At 68.4% G+C, this 16,753-nt stretch carries 13 protein-coding genes; 8 read left to right on the forward strand and 5 right to left on the reverse strand.

Annotated features, from left to right (window positions below):
• Positions 1-214: 214 nt before the first annotated feature.
• The 4 genes from RA210_RS14010 to cysD all read right to left on the reverse strand — a co-directional run bounded on the left by RA210_RS14010 (position 215) and on the right by cysD (position 4,381).
• Positions 215-1,006: an SDR family oxidoreductase gene (locus tag RA210_RS14010; protein WP_201486899.1), complete on the reverse strand. Its 792-nt coding sequence runs from the start codon at positions 1,004-1,006 to the stop codon at positions 215-217.
• A gap of 44 nt (positions 1,007-1,050) precedes the next feature.
• Complete coding sequence (locus RA210_RS14015) at positions 1,051-1,518, reverse strand: SRPBCC domain-containing protein (RefSeq protein WP_201486900.1); 468 nt, start codon at positions 1,516-1,518, stop codon at positions 1,051-1,053.
• Between the two features lie 89 nt (positions 1,519-1,607).
• Positions 1,608-3,485, reverse strand: a complete 1,878-nt coding sequence (cysN, locus tag RA210_RS14020; RefSeq protein WP_201486901.1) for a sulfate adenylyltransferase subunit CysN — start codon at positions 3,483-3,485, stop codon at positions 1,608-1,610.
• A complete protein-coding gene (gene cysD / locus RA210_RS14025) occupies positions 3,485-4,381 on the reverse strand; it encodes a sulfate adenylyltransferase subunit CysD (RefSeq protein WP_201486902.1) in 897 nt (298 codons plus the stop codon). The genes cysN and cysD overlap by 1 nt, the downstream gene beginning before the upstream one ends.
• Before the next feature lie 230 nt (positions 4,382-4,611).
• On the opposite strand from cysD, the gene RA210_RS14030 reads away from it, so the two are divergent.
• The 4 genes from RA210_RS14030 to RA210_RS14045 all read left to right on the forward strand — a co-directional run bounded on the left by RA210_RS14030 (position 4,612) and on the right by RA210_RS14045 (position 9,316).
• Positions 4,612-5,724, forward strand: a complete 1,113-nt coding sequence (locus RA210_RS14030) for a DUF1214 domain-containing protein (RefSeq protein WP_201486903.1) — start codon at positions 4,612-4,614, stop codon at positions 5,722-5,724.
• Positions 5,721-6,923 (forward strand): sulfotransferase family protein, encoded by a 1,203-nt coding sequence (locus tag RA210_RS14035; protein WP_201486904.1) that lies wholly within the window; start codon positions 5,721-5,723, stop codon positions 6,921-6,923. The genes RA210_RS14030 and RA210_RS14035 overlap by 4 nt, the downstream gene beginning before the upstream one ends.
• A 10-nt stretch (positions 6,924-6,933) precedes the next feature.
• Positions 6,934-7,911 (forward strand): acetyltransferase, encoded by a 978-nt coding sequence (locus RA210_RS14040; RefSeq protein WP_201486905.1) that lies wholly within the window; start codon positions 6,934-6,936, stop codon positions 7,909-7,911.
• 268 nt (positions 7,912-8,179) lie between these two features.
• Entirely contained in the window at positions 8,180-9,316 is a 1,137-nt protein-coding gene (locus RA210_RS14045; RefSeq protein WP_201486906.1) for a helix-turn-helix transcriptional regulator, read from the forward strand.
• A gap of 11 nt (positions 9,317-9,327) precedes the next feature.
• Here RA210_RS14045 and RA210_RS14050 read toward each other — a convergent pair whose 3' ends face one another.
• Positions 9,328-10,626, reverse strand: coding sequence for an MFS transporter (locus tag RA210_RS14050; protein ID WP_201486907.1), 1,299 nt, complete (start codon positions 10,624-10,626; stop codon positions 9,328-9,330).
• Positions 10,627-10,913: 287 nt separating this feature from the next.
• Here RA210_RS14050 and RA210_RS14055 point away from each other — a divergent pair, with 287 nt between their 5' ends.
• The 4 genes from RA210_RS14055 to RA210_RS14070 all read left to right on the forward strand — a co-directional run bounded on the left by RA210_RS14055 (position 10,914) and on the right by RA210_RS14070 (position 16,655).
• Positions 10,914-12,200 (forward strand): NAD(P)/FAD-dependent oxidoreductase, encoded by a 1,287-nt coding sequence (locus RA210_RS14055; protein WP_201486908.1) that lies wholly within the window; start codon positions 10,914-10,916, stop codon positions 12,198-12,200.
• A gap of 66 nt (positions 12,201-12,266) precedes the next feature.
• Complete coding sequence (locus RA210_RS14060) at positions 12,267-13,457, forward strand: saccharopine dehydrogenase family protein (RefSeq protein ID WP_201486909.1); 1,191 nt, start codon at positions 12,267-12,269, stop codon at positions 13,455-13,457.
• Positions 13,458-13,540: 83 nt separating this feature from the next.
• Positions 13,541-14,911 carry a DUF1329 domain-containing protein gene (locus RA210_RS14065; protein ID WP_201486910.1) on the forward strand — a complete coding sequence of 457 codons (1,371 nt, stop codon included), beginning with the start codon at positions 13,541-13,543 and terminating at the stop codon, positions 14,909-14,911.
• A gap of 139 nt (positions 14,912-15,050) precedes the next feature.
• Positions 15,051-16,655, forward strand: a complete 1,605-nt coding sequence (locus tag RA210_RS14070) for a DUF1302 domain-containing protein (RefSeq protein WP_201486911.1) — start codon at positions 15,051-15,053, stop codon at positions 16,653-16,655.
• The last annotated feature ends 98 nt before the right edge of the window (positions 16,656-16,753 follow it).

Here is a 16,753-nt window from a genome sequence, read left to right on the forward strand (position 1 = left end):
TTTGCGCGCCGCGGGGCCGGCAAATCGTCCGTTCGGCCTAGTGGCGGCTATCCCGTGATGCAGTAGGGTGCGCCGTGCGCACCGGAACCTCCGCGCGGGATTCCTGGTGCGCATGGCGCACCCTACCGTGGGGTGGGCGCGGGCTCAGCGCGCCAGCAGGAGGCGCCGATCAGTTGATCGGCTGAGAGGCGACCTCCCTGTCGCCTCTGGCTAGTCAGCAAGGCAGAAAGTGGCCGCCGTTGACGTCCAGTTGCGCGCCGGTAATCACCTTGGCGTAGTCGCTGGCCAGGTAAAGGGCAGCCATGGCGCAGTCGCCGTCTTCGGGAATCTTGCGCAGCGGAATCTGCTGGGCGATCTGGTCGACCAGCGACTCCATGGTGACGCCCAGGCGCTTGGCTTCGCTCTCGAAGTAGCCGATCACCGGTGCGCCCCACATCCAGCCCATGAAGGTGGAGTTGACCCGGATGCCGAACGGGCCGAGATCCTGGGCCAGGTACTGCACGGCGGTCTTCAACGCGCCTTTGGAGACGGCGTAGCCGGACTCCAGCTGGTTGGGGGTGCGGGTGGCCATTGTGTTGATCATGACGATGCTGCCCGAGCGCTGCTGTTTCATCTGCGGCAGCACGGCCTGGGTCATCTGCATGGTGCCGAACAGGTTGACGTCCATGGCCTGGCGCCAGTCGTCCATGGACGACGCGGAGGAGCTGCCCCAGGCGCCGTGGGAGTAGGCGGAGTTGATCAGCGCGTCGATCCGGCCGAAGTGTTCGACCGTCAGTTCGGCGAGCCTCTGGCACTGTTCGACCTGGGCAATGTCGGTGGGGACTTTCAGGATCGGGGTGCTGTAGCCCGCGTCGCGGATGGCCTGTTCGGCCTGATCCAGTTTCGCCGGAGTGCGGGCGGCCAGCACCACGGCCTTGGCCTGGTATTCGGCGGCGCGCACGGCCAGCTTGATGCCCAGGCCGGGACCGATACCGGAAATGATGACAACTTTATCTTTGAGCAACATGGCAATTACCTTCTTTCTTATTGTCGTGGCGGGGAATGGGCCGCTCAGGCACGGCTGGCGTGCAGTGCTTCGGCGCGCCGTTTCAGGTCAAGGGCCATCTGGTCGAAGCCTTTTTTCACCCAGGCACCGTGCTCGCGCATGATGGTGTCCTGGTTCAGACCCAGGAAAATATCCGTGGTGAAATAGCTGCAGCGATTGGCGTCGATGGCAGTGATGTACTGGTCGCGGCGGGCGGCGTCCATGTTTTCCGGGACGGGGCGCTGCTCCCAGGACAACAGCTGCTCGGGGTCGCAGGCCACCAGATATTCGTGGACCGGGAAGGTCTCGTCGCTACCGGGGGCACGTACCTGCATCAGCACCGGATCGCCGATCTGCAGGCCGCACTGAATGCTCGGGCAGAAGCTGTTCCACTCGTGGTAGTTGTCCAGATCGGTGAGCACTTCCCAGACCACGCGGGAGGGGGCGTCGATTTCCACGGTGATCGAGGTGACGATGTTTTCGGCCTTGGCCATGACTCGCTCCTGTTGGGCACTCAGTTGATAGGTTTGGAAGTGATCTGCAGCCGCCCGGGACCGGCTGGCGGCCCCGGGCGAAGGGGGCCTCACTGCGCCAGCAGGTACTCGACGATGCGCTCGGCGGCGGCCTCGGCCGATTCGCCGCTGGTGTCGATGCGCAGGTCGGGCGCCAGCGGCGGCTCGTAGGGCGAGTCGATGCCGGTGAAGTTCTTCAGCTCGCCGCGCCGGGCCTTCTGGTACAGGCCCTTGGGATCGCGCTGCTCGGCCAGTGCCAGCGGGGTGTCGACGAAGATCTCCAGGAAGGCGCCGTCGCCGGCCAGGCTGCGCGCCAGTTCGCGCTCGGCGCGGAACGGCGAGATGAACGAGACCAGGGTGATCAGCCCGGCGTCGAGCATCAGCCGGCCCACCTCGGCCACCCGGCGGATGTTCTCCACCCGGTCGACTTCGCTGAAGCCCAGGTCGCGGTTCAGGCCGTGGCGCACGTTGTCGCCGTCGAGCAGGTAGGTGTGCCGGCCGAGGGCGTGCAGCTTGCGTTCGACCAGGTTGGCGATGGTCGACTTGCCGGCCCCGGACAGGCCGGTGAACCACAGCATGCGCGGTGTCTGGCCCTTCAGCGCGGCGCGGGCGGCGCCGTCGACGTCGATGGCCTGCCAGTGCACGTTCTGCGCCCGGCGCAGGGCGAAGTGCAGCATGCCGGCGCCGACGGTCTGGTTGCTCAGCCGGTCGATGACGATGAAGCCGCCGGTATCGCGATTGTCCGCGTAGGCGTCGAAGGGGATCGGCTGGTCGAGGCTGAGGTTGCCGACGCCGATTTCGTTCAGCTCCAGGGTCTTCGCCGCCAGGTGCTCCAGGCTGTTGACGTTGACCTTGTGCTTGAGGGTGGCGCAGCTCATGCCCAGGGTGCGGCAGCCGATCTTCATCAGGTAGGGGCGCCCGGGCAGCAGCGGTTCCTCGCCCATCCACACCAGGGTGGCCTCGAACTGGTCGGCCACCGCCGGCGGCGCATCGGCCAGGGCGATCACGTCGCCGCGGCTGATGTCGATCTCGTCTTCCAGGGTCAGGGTCACCGCCTGGCCGCAGGCAGCCTCCTGCTGTTCGCCGGCCAGGCCGAGGATGCCGCCGACCCGGCTCTGCCGGCCCGATGGCAGGACGCGGATCGGATCGCCGACGCGGATGCTGCCGGCGGCGACGTTGCCGGCATAGCCGCGGAAGTCGAGGTTGGGCCGGTTGACCCACTGCACCGGCAGGCGGAAGGGGGCCTGGCTGGCGCGGTTGTCGCCCAGCGGTGCGCTTTCCAGATGCTCCAGCAGGCTCGGTCCCCGGTACCAGGGCATGCTGTCGCTGCGCTCCAGCAGGTTGTCGCCCCTGAGCGCCGAGAGCGGGATGCACTGCACGTCGGTCAGCCCGAGCTGGTCGGCGAAGGCCCGGTACTCGGTCTCGATGTCGCGGAACACCGCCTCCGAGTAGTCCATCAGGTCCATCTTGTTCACCGCCACCAGCACCTGGCGGATGCCCAGCAGCGACACCAGGAAGCTGTGCCGGCGGGTCTGCGCCAGCACGCCCTGGCGGGCGTCGATGAGGATCACCGCGAGGTCGGCGGTGGAGGCGCCGGTGACCATGTTGCGGGTGTACTGCTCGTGGCCGGGGGTGTCGGCGACGATGAACTTGCGCTTGTCGGTGGCGAAGAAGCGGTAGGCCACGTCGATGGTGATGCCCTGTTCGCGCTCGGCGGCCAGGCCGTCGACCAGCAGGGCGAAGTCCAGTTCGCCGCCCTGGGTGCCGAGCTTCTTCGAGTCGACTTCGAGCTGGCCGAGCTGGTCCTCGAAGAGCACCTTGGTTTCGTACAGCAGGCGGCCGATCAGGGTGCTCTTGCCGTCGTCGACGCTGCCGCAGGTGATGAAGCGCAGCAGATCCTTGTGCTGTTGCTGCTGCAGGTACTGGTCCAGGCTGGTGATCGCGTTCATCAGAAGTACCCCTCTTGCTTCTTCTTCTCCATGGAACCGGCCGAATCGCTGTCGATCAGCCGACCCTGGCGTTCCGAGGTGCGGCTCACCAGCATCTCCTGGATGATGGCTTCGAGGCTGTCGGCCTCGCTGTCGATGGCGCCGGTCAGCGGGTAGCAGCCCAGGGTGCGGAAGCGCACCTTGCGCAGCTCGGGCGTCTCGCCCGGCAGCAGCGGCAGGCGCTCGTCGTCGACCATGATCAGCGTGCCGTCGCGGCGCACCACCGGGCGCTCGGCGGCGAGGTAGAGGGGGACGATGGGGATGCGTTCCAGGTAGATGTATTGCCAGATGTCCAGCTCGGTCCAGTTCGACAGCGGGAACACCCGCAGGCTTTCGCCCTTGCGCTTGCGCGTGTTGTACAGGTGCCACAGTTCCGGGCGCTGCTGCTTGGGGTCCCAGCGGTGCTGCGCGGAGCGGATCGAGAACACCCGCTCCTTGGCGCGCGACTTTTCCTCGTCGCGCCGCGCGCCGCCGAACGCGGCGTCGAAGCCGTGGTGGTCCAGCGCCTGCTTGAGGCCCTGGGTCTTCCAGACGTCGGTGTGCAGGGCCGAGCCATGCTCGAAGGGGTTGATCCCGCGCTCCACGCCTTCCGGGTTGACGTGCACCAGCAGCTCCAGGCCCAGGCGCTCGGCGGTCCGGTCGCGGAAGGCGATCATCTCGCGGAACTTCCAGGTGGTGTCGACGTGGAGCAGGGGGAAGGGCGGTTTGCCGGGCGCGAAGGCCTTCATCGCCAGGTGCAGCATCACTGCGCTGTCCTTGCCGATGGAGTAGAGCATCACCGGGTTTTCACACTCGGCGACCACTTCGCGGATGATCTGGACGCTTTCGGCCTCCAGGCGTTGCAGGTGAGTCAGCATCGCTTGTCTCCGTGGGAGGGGCCGGCTCCGCGGGTTGCGGGCCGGCTTTTTTCCACGGTAGGGAAGCTGCCGCTGGCGCTTCTTCGTCTGGTCAGACGAACTTTTCCTGCCCTCGACAGCAGGGCTTGCGGCTGCGCACTTTTTAGTCCGCCCAGACGAAGAATCGCTGCCGGTGGCCTCCCTAAGGTGACGACAGCGGCGCGCCCTGCGCCGGACCAGAGGAGACCGACATGGCGATAGACGAGATCGAACGGCAGGTGTGCAGCGGACAGGTCTGGAGCGATTTCTGCGACCAGCTCAAGCGGGCCGGCGAGCAGATACTGCGGGCCGAGGCGCCCCGCGACCCGCACAACCGCGCCGAGGGCTACCGCTACCTCACCCGCCTGCTGCGCATTGCCCTGGAAATGCACCTGGAGTTCGCCGACCCGGACTTCCCCGGCTTCTTCTCGCCGTCCCACGAGACGGCCAAGATCGGCGCCGACAACCCGGACAACCTGTACCAGTACGCGCGCCTCAACGGCGAGCGGCAGTACCGGGTCAGCGGCCGGCGCGGCAGCGTGGCCTACCTGAGCTTCGGCACCCAGAAGGGCGGCTACGAGAGCGACGGCACGATGATCCAGACCGGCTTCATCGACGCCAGCCAGTTGCAGCTGGAGGCCGACGGCAGCTTCGAGCTGATCTTGAGCCAAGAGCCGCCGGCCAGCGGCAACTGGCTGCGGCTGGAACCGGCGAGCAACGCGCTTATCGTGCGCCAGACCTTCCTCGACCGCGGCGCCGAGCAGCCCGCCCAGCTGCGCATCGAGCCGCTGGACGGCCAGCAGCAGCCGGACCCGCTGAATGCTGAGCGTCTGCAGCAGAGCCTGGGCCGGGTCGCCAGCTTCGTCGAGAACACCGCGCGGCTGTTCGCCGACTGGGCCGAGGGCTACCAGGCGCATCCGAACCAGTTGCCGCCGGCCGACCAGGCGCTGTGCCAGGCGGTGGGCGGCGATCCGAACATCTTCTACTACCACGGCTACTGGAACCTGGCCGACGACGAGGCGCTGCTGATCGAAGTGGATCAGGTGCCCGACTGCGACTTCTGGAATCTGCAGATCAACAACTACTGGATGGAGTCGCTGGACTACCGCTACCACCGCATCTGCCTGAACAAGCATTCGGCACAACTGGATGCGCGCGGCGGCGTGCGCCTGGTGCTCAGCCACCGCGATCCCGGCCTGCCCAACTGGCTGGAAACCGCCGGCCATGCCAACGGCACCTACTGCCTGCGCTGGGTCGGCGCCGTGCACCCGGTCCATCCCACCACCCGCGTGGTCAAGCTCGACCACCTCAAGGAGCTGCAATGAGCCATTCCGTTTCCTTCGCCCCGGACAGCCTGCTGGCCGAGGCCAGCGCCCGCGCCGGCGGGCTGGACGACTTCGGCCCCGGCGATTTCCGCCAGGCCCTGCGCGTACTGGAGCCGGCGCTGCACAGCCAGGCGCGACTGTCGTCCCAGGGCGCCGAACTGCTGCGGGAAAAGCTGGTGTCGCAACTGGCCAACCGCCTGGTGATCGAGGACTACTGCAAGCGCTTCCCGGAGATCCTCGAGCAGCCCGTCGACGACCCGCTGGTGATCGTCGGCCTGCCGCGCACCGGCACCACCCTGCTGCAGCGCCTGCTGGCGGTGGACCCGCAGTTCAGCAAGGCGCAGTGGTGGGAGACCCGCTACCCGGCGCCGTTGCCCGGGGAAAGCCTGGAGCAGCCGACCGAGCGCATCGGCCGGGCGCGCGGCGAGGTGGCGGCGATGATCGAGTTCGTGCCGCAGATCCTCGCCATCCATCCGCTGGACGCCGAGCAGCCGGACGAGGAGTTCATGCTCATGGAGCACTCGTTCCTCTGCGCCATGGACTCCTACGTCAACGTGCCGGACTACACCGCCTGGCTCGACCGGCAGGACCAGAGCCAGGTCTACGGCTACCTGAAGAAGATGCTGCAGTTCCTGCAGTGGCAGCAGGCCCGCCGCGGGATCGTGCCGGGCCGCCGCTGGCTGCTGAAGAGCCCGCAGCACCTGCACACCCTGGAGCTGCTGCTGCAGGTGTTCCCCCGCGCGCAGGTGATTCTCACCCACCGCGACCCGGGCAAGACCATTCCGTCGCTGGCCAGCTTCATCCATACCCTCTGGCAGATGTACAGCGACCAGGCCGACCCGGCCCAGGTCGGCGAGCAGTGGAACAGCCGCATGGCCCGCGCCCTGCGCCACAGCATGGCGGTTCGCGAACGGATGTCCGCCGCGGCCTTCCTCGACGTGCAGTTCGAGGACACCGTGAACGCCCCCCTGGCGGTGGTGGAGCGCATCTACCGCTTCGCCGGCCTGGAGCTGGCGCCGGCTACCCGTGCGGCGATGGAGGCCTGGCTGGCCGGCAACGCCCGCGACAAGCGCGCGGCCCACCAGTACGACGCGGCGGCCTTCGGCCTGGACGAGGAGCGCCTGGAGCAGGACTACGGCGCCTATCGCGCCCGCTACGGCGCCCAGCTCGACGCCAACGGCGGCGAGCGGATGCGCTGAGGAGGCGAACATGCTGGATCATTGCGCCTTCAATGGCGACGCCGACGGCCTTTGTGCCCTGCAGCAGCTGCGCCTGGCCGGGGAACTGGACCCGGCAGTGCGCCTGGTCAGCGGGGTGAAGCGCGACATCGCCCTGCTGCAGCGGGTGCAGGCCGGGCCGGGCGAGCGGGTCACCGTGCTGGACATCGCCCACGACAGCAACCGCGCGGACGTCGCGCGGCTGCTCGCGGGCGGTGCCCGGGTGCGCTACTTCGACCACCACTTCGCCGGCGAGCTGCCGGTCCACCGGGGGTTCGAGTCGTTCATCGACACCGCCGCGCAGGTCTGCACCAGCCTGCTGGTGGACCGCTTCCTCGAAGGCCGCTTCCACCGCTGGGCGGTGGCGGCCGCCTTCGGCGACGGCATGCCGGGACCGGCGCGGGCGCTGGCCCTGCGCCACGGGCTGGGGGAGGGCGACACCGAGTTGCTCGCCGAGCTGGGCCTGCTGCTCAACTACAACGCCTACGGCGAGCGGCTGGGCGACCTGCATTTCGACCCGCTGGAACTGGCGGCGGAGCTGTTGCCGTACCAGGACCCACTCGACTTCGTGGGCGACAGCCCAAGCTTCCAGCGCCTGCGCGAGGGCCATGCGGCCGACATGGCCGAGGCCGCCGCACTGCGCCCCTGGCGGGAGGGGCCGGGGGCCCGGATCTACCGCCTGCCTGACGCGCCCTGGGCGCGGCGGGTCAGCGGGGTGCTGGCCAACCAGTTGGCCGCCGCCGATCCGCAACGGGCGCTCGGCCTGCTGTCGGTACGCAGCGACGGCGACTGGCAGTTCAGTCTGCGGGTGCCCGCCGACGCGACGCTGGCGGCGGACGACTTCTGCCGGCGTTACCCCAGCGGCGGCGGCCGCCAGCGTGCCGCCGGCATCAACCGGTTGCCGGACGAGGCGCTGGAGAACTTCGTGGCGGCGCTCCTGGCCGGCTATTCCGCGCCCGCTCGGCGCTGACGGCAACGTCCTGCGGTGTCCCGGGGCCCGCAGGACTCCCCTGCAAACCAGTCTTCATCCTGCCAGGCCGGCTTAGTCCCAGCGGACGATGGCGCTCCCCCGACGCTGCGATTGAATCCGCAGCCAGGGCCGTCCATCCGGTCGACCGTGCGCCGAGGCCACGTCCTTCCCCTCCCGGCGAGGGCGATGCCCGCCAGGAGGTGATTCCATGCAGGCTGCCGCTGTCCTGAAACGCCCGCCCGCGCCGTCACCGGCAGGCGGCGCCGTGTTGCCCGAACTGATTGGGCTGGTCTACGAAGGACTGAACGAGGCCCGGCCCTGGGCCGCCCTGGCCGAGCGCCTGCGCCAGGTGCTGGCGGCGATCAACGTCACGGTCACCCTGCTGCACGCCGAGGACCGGCCGACCGATATCCAGGTGATGGCGGTCGAGGAGGGCGACGACACCGACTGGCTGCTGGCGGAGCGGCTCTACCGCGAGCGCTTCGCGCACATCGAGGTGGTCAACCCGAAGTCGCTTGATCCAGGCGGTGTGGTCGTCTTCGGCCCCGAGGACGTGGAGGCCGAGTGCGCCGCGCACATGGAATTCATCAATCTCGCCAGCTGCCTGCGGACCTGCTTTGCCGAGCCCGGCGGCATGCGCTGCTGGATCGACGTGATCCGCGGGCGGTCCGATCCGCAGCGGCCGTTTGCAGCCGGCGACCTGGAGCTGATCCGGGCGCTGTTGCCCCACCTGACCCGCGCCCTCGGCCTCTACGCCCGGCTCAAGCGCCAGGAGGCGGAAAAGTCGATCTACGAAGGCTGCCTGGATCATCTGGTCCTCGGCTGCCTGCTGCTCGATGGCGATGCTCAACTGCTCTGCGTGAACCGGGCCGCCCGGGCCATCATCGACAAGCACCAGGGCATCGAGCTCAGCCACGGCCGCCTGCAGTTGCAGGACCGCGCGGTCCAGCGGGCGCTGGAGAAGGCGGTCGCCAATGCCATCGCGGCCAGGGCACAGAACGACGGCGGCCCCTGCCGTGGTGAGCTGGTGCGCGTGCAGGCCCTGGATGGCGTGCTGCTGGGCATGCTGGTGACGCCGGCGCCGTTGCTCGCCTACTTCCAGGGCCGGCATGTGCCGAGCGTGATCGTCTACCTTTCGGAGCTGACCGAGAACCTGGCCATGCAGCAGGTCTCGGGCGGTTCCGCAGCGGAACTGATCGCCCAGTTGCTCGACCTGACCCGTCAGGAAGCCCGACTGGCCGCGCTGCTGGCCTGCGGCCAGACCATCAGCGAAGCCGCCGGGCAGATGGGTATCGCGGTGACCGCCGCGCGCAACTACTCGAAGAACATCTACGCCAAGCTGGGCATCAAGGGGCAGACCGACCTGGTGCGGATCCTGTTCAAGAGCTTCGCTCTGCTGCGCTGAGCGACGCATCACTAGGCGACGGACCGCCGCTGCAGGGCAATCGGCACGCTGGCCACAGCCGCCAGGGCCGCGCAGAGCAGCAGGGCAGGGGCGTAGCTGCCGGTGGCGTCGACCAGGTAGCCGACGGCGGCCGGACCGAACGCCGCGCCGAGTCCGCCGAGCAGGTTGCCGATGCCGAGCAGGCTGCCGAAGTTGCGCTGGCCCACGGCTTCCACCAGCAGCAGCGGGGCGAGCTGGTTGACCAGGTTGAAGGTGGTGCCCCAGCTCAGGGTGAACACCGCGAGCGCCGCCAGGCCCCAGGCCGGGTGCTGGGCGAGCAGCAGGCAGAGCAGGCCGGCGATGCCGATGGCGTTGCCGCACAGCAGGATGGTCCTGGCGCTTACGCGCTGGCTCAGCGCGCCGAACAGGAAGTTGCCCGCCAGCGAGGCGGCGCCCACCCCGGCGTACCAGCCGGAGGCGGTCTGCGCCGAATAGCCGGCCGCGACCAGGCAGGCAACCAGCGAGATGTAGATGCCCACACCGCTCATGGTCAGCAGCAACTGCATGGCGATCCACAGCCAGTAGCGCGGCATGCGCAGCACCTGGCCGACGGCGTGGCCGGGGAGCGCCTGCGTCGCGTGGGAGCTGGCCGCCGCCGGCGCCGCGGGCAGGCGCGCCAGCCACAGCAGCAGCGGCACGCAGACCAGCAGGATCAGGCCGGCGATGAGCTGCATGACGCTGCGCCAGCCGAACTCGCCGATCAGCCGGGTGAGCAGGTTGGGAAAGATCACCCCGCCGATGGCGGCCCCGGCGAGCAGGATGCCGAAGGCCAGGCCCTGCCGGGCGGGTGCCATCCAGCGCGAGGCCAGGGTCATGGCCGGCACGTAGGTCGAGGCGCCGACGCCGATGCCGGCCAGTGCCAGGGCGAGGGTGAGGCGGTCGATGTCGGGGCTGCCGGCGGCGAGCAGGTAGCCCAGCGCGGCGAGCACGCTGCCGGCGGTCATCACCGGGCGCGGTGCGAGGCGGTCGAGCAGCCAGCCGGCCAGCGGCATGCTCAGGGTCATGCTGAGCATGAAGGCGGTGGCCATGCGCGCGGCCTGTTCGTGGCTGCACTGCAGGTCCGCAGTGATCGGCAGGGTGAACAGGCCGAGGGCGCTGATGGTGGTGCCGAAGATCACGCATAGCACCACCGCCAGGCCAGCGACCAGCAGCCAGCCCTGCCGCTGGTCGGGCAGGGCCGCCGCCGCTGCCTGGGGAGCGGGGCGGTCCTCGGCTGCCGCCGCTAGCGCTGCGCCGTCCAGCGCCACTGCCGTCTGTTGCATACGCGCCATGCTCGATCTCTCAGGTGATGGGTCGGAAAGTCCGGCCCGGAGTCTACCCAGCGGCCGATTTCCCTCGGCAGTACCAGCTGGTACTGGAGCGCCGCTTCCCCTCCTCAATAGGATCGAAACCGCTGCGACAGGCAGTGGCGGTGCGATCCCGTCGCGCCCCGAGCAGTCCGCAGCGTGTGCTGCGCAGTGAATTCGAGGAGGCGGCAGTGAGTTGGCGAGGGTTTCGGCATGCAGTGGCGGGACAGGTTCCCGTCTTTCCGGTAGCGGATGCCTATGAAGCAGGGGTAGTGCCCATTCGCTTCAGCGGCTGGCCGCTGCCAGGGGAAATCCCGGCCTACCCGGCCCTGGATCGGGACATCGAGGCGGATGTGGTGGTGGTCGGCGCCGGGCTGGCCGGCGCTTCGCTGGCCCTGCGTCTGGCCGAATGCGGTGTTCGCGTGGTGGTGCTGGAGGCCGACCAGCCGGGCAGTGGCGCCTCCGGGCGCAACGCCGGGCATGTGCAGCCCTATCTGGGCTCGTTCGAGCCGCTACATGCCCATGCCGACGGCGGGCGGCGCTTCACCGACTACTTCATCGAGCACCGCAACGTGGTCTTCGAGCTGTGCCGCAAGCATGGGCTGCAGGCCGATGCGGCCCAGTCCGGCATGGTCGATGCGGCCAGCCGCCGGCATGCCGCGCTCGACGCCAAGGTGAAGAAGTGGAAGGCCTTCGGTTACGACCTGGATGTGGTCGGCGCCGAGCGCCTCAAGGAGCTGCTCGGCACCGATGCTTACCGCTACGGCATCCACTGGCGCGAAGGCGGACGGATCAACCCGTTCCTGTTCACCAACGGCATGATCGCCGCCGCCGCCCGCTTGGGCGCCAGGGTGTACGGCAACTCCAGCGTGGTGGGCTGCGAGCGCAGCGGCTCGTCGTGGCGCGTGCGCACCGCCGTCGGCAGCGTGCGCACCCAGCAGGTGGTGCTGTGCACCAACGGCCACGTCGGCAATGCCTTCTTCCCGGAGCTGGCGCGCACCCAGTTCCCGCTGGTGGCCTGCGGCCTGGCGACCCGGCCGCTGCCCCAGGCGGCGCTGGAGATCATCAACCCGGCGCGGGTCGCCCTCATGCAGTATCCGGCCGGCCTGTATCCCTTGGTCATCGACGGGCGCAACCGCCTGATCACCGCGACCATTCCGGCCGCCGGCCGCGCGCAACGGGCGGTGGATCATTTCGCCTACTTCCTGCGCTACCTGCGGCGCACCTACCCGCAGCTGGGCGATACGCCCATCGAGCTGGAGTCCTACTGGACCGGCATGACCGCCAATTCGTCCTCGGTCTACGACGCCTGCTACCCGAAGTTGTACCAGGTCGCCGACGGTGTGCTGGCGCTGAACAACTTCGGCTCCTGGGGCAACGTCCTCGGCCCGATGCTGGGCGTCAACCTGGCCGAGTCGCTGGTCGCCGGCCGCCTGGCCAACTGCCTGCTGCCGCTGGAAACCCCCAGGGCCGTGCAGTTCCCCGGCCTGTTCGAAACCAAGATCCGCCGCGTGCTGATCCCGGCGGCGCGCTGGGCCGACAAGTTCAACCTCGTCTGAGCGGGCCGTGCCCGCGCAGCGAATGCCTTGCAGAAGAACGACAACCAGAAAAAGAAGGAAACAAGCATGAAAGTCTTGCTATTGGGATGCGGCAACGTGGGTGCCAACGTGGCGCGGCAGCTGGTCCCGCGCCACCCCGAGCTGGAGTGCGTGGTCGGCGACCTCGATCTCGCCGTTGCCGAGAAGCTCGCCGCCGAGCTGGGCCCGCGGGTGCGCGGCGTGCGTGCCGATGTGCGCGATCCCGCCTGTCTGGACGAGCTGTTCGACGGCGTCGATCTGGTGTTCAACGCCGTGGGGCCGTTCTACCGCAGCGCCGTGCCGGTCATCGAGGCCGCGCTGCGGGCGCGAGTCGACTACATCGACATCAACGACGACCACGACGTGGCCGAACAGCTGTTCCTCGATCCGTCCTGGCAGCAGCGCGCGCTGGCCGCTGGGATCCGCCTGATCATCGGTTGCGGCTCGACGCCGGGGCTGACCAACGTCATGGCCCGCCTGCTCGCCGACCGCCTCGACAAGGTGCGCGAGATCCACCTGGCCACCGCCGTGCCCTTCCTGCCGGGCCTGCTGTCGCCCGCGGTGGTCGACCACATGATGCATATCACCGCCGGCGAGGTGGTGCAGTTCGTCGACGGCGAGTACCGCAAGATGCCGGGCTGGGGCGGTCGACTCGAGGTGCCGTATTCCGCGCCGTTCAAGGCCTACCCGTCGTTCTTCATCGGCCATGGCGAAACCGTCACCCTGCCGCACTTCGTCAAGGGCCTGGAGCAGGTGACCAACCGCATCGGCTTCTTCCCCGAAGCCGGCTCGGAAATCTGGCGCAAGCTGATCGAACTGGGCCTGGGCAGCCCCGAGGTGATCGAGGGGCTGGGCATCTCGCCGCTGAAGTTCCTCACCCACCACCTGACCAGCGAGGCCGGCCTCAAGAGCATGGCTGTCGACCTCTCCGCCGAGCCCTGGGCCGTGGCCTTCCGCGTGGAGGTGATCGGCGAGCGCGATGGCGCCGAAGTCTGCTCGGTACTGGAACAGCACCTCGATCTGCCGGTCGAGGAGACCGCGGACAGCACCTCCGACCCGACCCCGACCTGCGCGCGCCTGGCCATCGAGGCCTGGCTGGCCGGCAAGGTGTTCGGCGAGGGCCTGCTGGCCCCGGAGGTCTGCCTGGATGCCGAGGCCTACGTGCACGCCTACGCCTGCGAGACCGGTGCCACCTTCATCACCACCGAAACCAAGGTCAAGCGCCACGAGCACGCCTAAGCGGCGTGCCGCCGGGAACGATGACGAACGGACCGCTCCCCGTCGGGAGCGGCCTGGTGCACAACAAGAACAAGAGGAATGCCATGAATATCCCGTTTCGTAGCAGCCTGCCGCTGGCAGCACTGCTGATGCTGGTCGCCCAGGGTAGCTGGGCCAAGATCGATGGGGCCGAGGCGCAGAAACTCGGCAACGAACTCACCTGCTTCGGCGCCGAGAAGGCGGCCAACGCCGACGGTTCCATCCCGGCCTTCGCCGGCAAATGGCTGGGCACCCCGCCCGGCATGAAGTTCGCTGGCGTGGGTGCGCGCCACCCCGATCCCTACGCCGACGAGAAGCCGCTGTACACCATCACCGCGCAGAACATGGAGCAGTACGCCGCGCGTCTGTCCGATGGGCAGAAGGCGCTGCTGCGCAAGTATCCGCAGACCTTCGCCATTCCCGTCTACCCCAGCCACCGCGACTTCCGCCTCGACGACATTCGCTGCGACATCACCCGCAAGAACGCCCTCGTTGCCGAGCTGGAGGACGGCAACATGGGCGTGAAGGCCCTCAAGGGCGGCACGCCGTTCCCGATCCCGCAGAACGGCGACGAACTGCTGCGCAACATGCTGCTGCCGGCCTACGTCCTCGAGGAGGATGCGGTGTACGACCAGGCGGTGGTCTATCCGGACGGCAAGGCGGCCTGGGGGCAGATGCGCTACGAGATCCTCGACAAGACCGGCGGGCCGGAGGATCTCGGTCAGCCGACCACGGGGGTCTTCGCCTACTCGCGGGCAACCGTGCTCAAGCCCGAACGCCAGAAGGGCGAGTCGTCGATGACCTATACCTACTTCAACGAGCTGACCAACCCGCAGACCAGCTGGCAGTACAACCCCGGCGCCCGTCGCGTGCGTCAGTCCCCCGGCTTCGGCTTCGACATGCCGCTGGGCGTGGGCGGCTTCCGCACCATCGACGACGACCGCCTGTTCAACGGCTCGCCCGAGCGCTACGACTGGAAGCTGGTCGGCAAGCGCGAGCTGTACATCCCCTACAACGGCTACCGGCTGGAAGCGGAGGGGGTGAAGTACGCCGACCTGCTCAAGGCTGGCAGCATCGACCCGAGTGTCATGCGCTACGAGCCGCACCGCGTCTGGGTGCTGGAAGCCACCCTCAAGGAAGGCTATCGCCACCGCTACGCCAAGCGCGTGCTGTACATCGAGGAGGACAGCTGGCAGGCGGTGATGGCCGACAACTACGACGCGCGCGGCCAGCTGTGGCGCACCAACTTCATGAACACCTTCTACGCCTATGACGCCCGGGTGTTCCACGCCGGGGTCACGGTCTACCACGACCTGATGTCCGGGGCCTACCTCGCCGACCGCCTGACCAACGAGATCGCGGCGCCGCGGCTCAACGGCGGCCGGCTGAAGCCCTTCATGTACACCACCGACATGCTGCGCCAGGCGGGCCGCTGAGAGCGGGCACGGCGAAACAGGTTTTTTCCCTAACTCCCTACATAGGCGTGGCGACGACGGCCTGCCGTCGTCGCCACGACCTGCCGCGCCCTGAACGGGCCAACGAAGCTCCGCGCGGCAGGCAATCAGGAGATTGAAGATGATGCATTTTACCGACAGGTCGATGGTGAACCGCCGGCTCGGGCCGTGGCTGCTCGGGGCCTGGCTGCTGCCTCTGGGCGCGCCGGTATCGGCCGGGTCCTTTGACCTGGGCAATGAAGTCAACGCCGACTACTTGCTCAACCTTTCCTATGGCGCGGCCTGGCGGCAGCACGATCCGGCGCGGGCTCTGATCGACGGGCCGATCGACCCGGAGAGCGGCCTGCCGACCACGGTCAACTCCGACGACGGCAACCGCAACTTCAAGGGCGGGGCGATGATCAACAACCGGGTGGCGCTGCTCGGCGAGCTCGACCTGAAGTACCGCAACTACGGCGGCTTCGTGCGCGCCAGCACCTTCTACGACGACGTGTACTTCCACGCCAACGACAACGATTCCCCGGAGACCGTCAACAAGAGCGGCGCGCACGACCACTTCAGCTCGCAGGCCAAGAACCGCGCCGGCAGCCGCAGCCGCCTCCTCGACGCCTATCTGTACGGCAGCCTGCAGACCGGCGAGCAGTCGATGCTCAACCTACGCGCCGGTCGCCAGGTGGTGCAGTGGGGAGAAAGCCTGTTCTTCCCCAACATCGCCGGCGCCCAGTCGCCAGCGGATGCCACCAAGGCCAACGTGCCGGCCACCGAGGTGAAGGACATCCTGCTGCCGGTCGGCCAACTGCTCGCCCAGTGGCAGCTCAACCCGGACTTCGGCCTGGCGGCCTACTACCAGTACGAGTACAAGCGCACCGAACTGGACCCGGTGGGCAGCTACTTCTCCTACGCCGACATGATCGGCCCGGGCGCCCAGTTCATCTACGCGGCGCCAGGCTTCACGATTCCCAAGGGTGCGGACGACGAGCCGCGCGACAGCGGCCAGTGGGGGGTGAGCGCCCGCTTCGCCCTCGGTGCCGAGAGCGAGGCGAGCCTCTACTACCTGCGTTACCACGACAAGAACCCCAACGTGGCGCTGAACTTCGACGGCGGCTTCCCGACCTCGTACAGCGTGGTGTACTTCGACGACATCAAGCTGAGCGGGGCGAGCTTCTCGACCCGCCTGGGCGACGTCAACCTGGCCGGCGAGATCAGCTACAAGGAGGGCGTCCCGGTGCTGGTCGATTCGCTGATCGGCCCGTCCGTCACCCGCGCCGACGCCACCCAGGGCCAGCTCTCGGCGATCTACCTCACCGGCCCGATGCCGCTGTCGGACCAGACCACCTTCATCGCCGAGCTCGCCTACCTGCACGTCAACGACGTCGATGCCTTCGAGTTCGCCGGCACCCGCTCCGATGAACTCACCTACGACCGCAACGCCTGGGCCTACCAGCTGCTGATGACCCCGTCGTGGAACAACGTCATCGACGGCTGGGACCTGAACATGCCGATCTCCTTCGCCCATCAGGCAAACGGTAGCCCCGCGGTGGCGGGGGCCTTCGGCAGCCTGGTCGGCGAGGGCGACAAGCGCGTGAGCGTCGGCCTCAACGGCAAGTACCTCAACAACCTCGAACTGGGGATCGCCTACAACGGCTTCCTGGGCAGCGCCGATCTGGACAAGCGCCCGCTGGCCGACCGCGACTACTACGCGTTCAGCGCCAAGTACAGCTTCTGAGGTCCGCGGCGGAGCAGGCACCTGCCTGCCCCGCCGCCCTGCATCCTTCGGGATCGTCCATGCGGACGATTCCGCGCCGTGCCCCAGTCGCCAGACTC

It is taken from the genome of Pseudomonas sp. OF001, assembly GCF_904426495.1.
Taxonomy (GTDB): Bacteria; Pseudomonadota; Gammaproteobacteria; order Pseudomonadales; family Pseudomonadaceae; genus Geopseudomonas.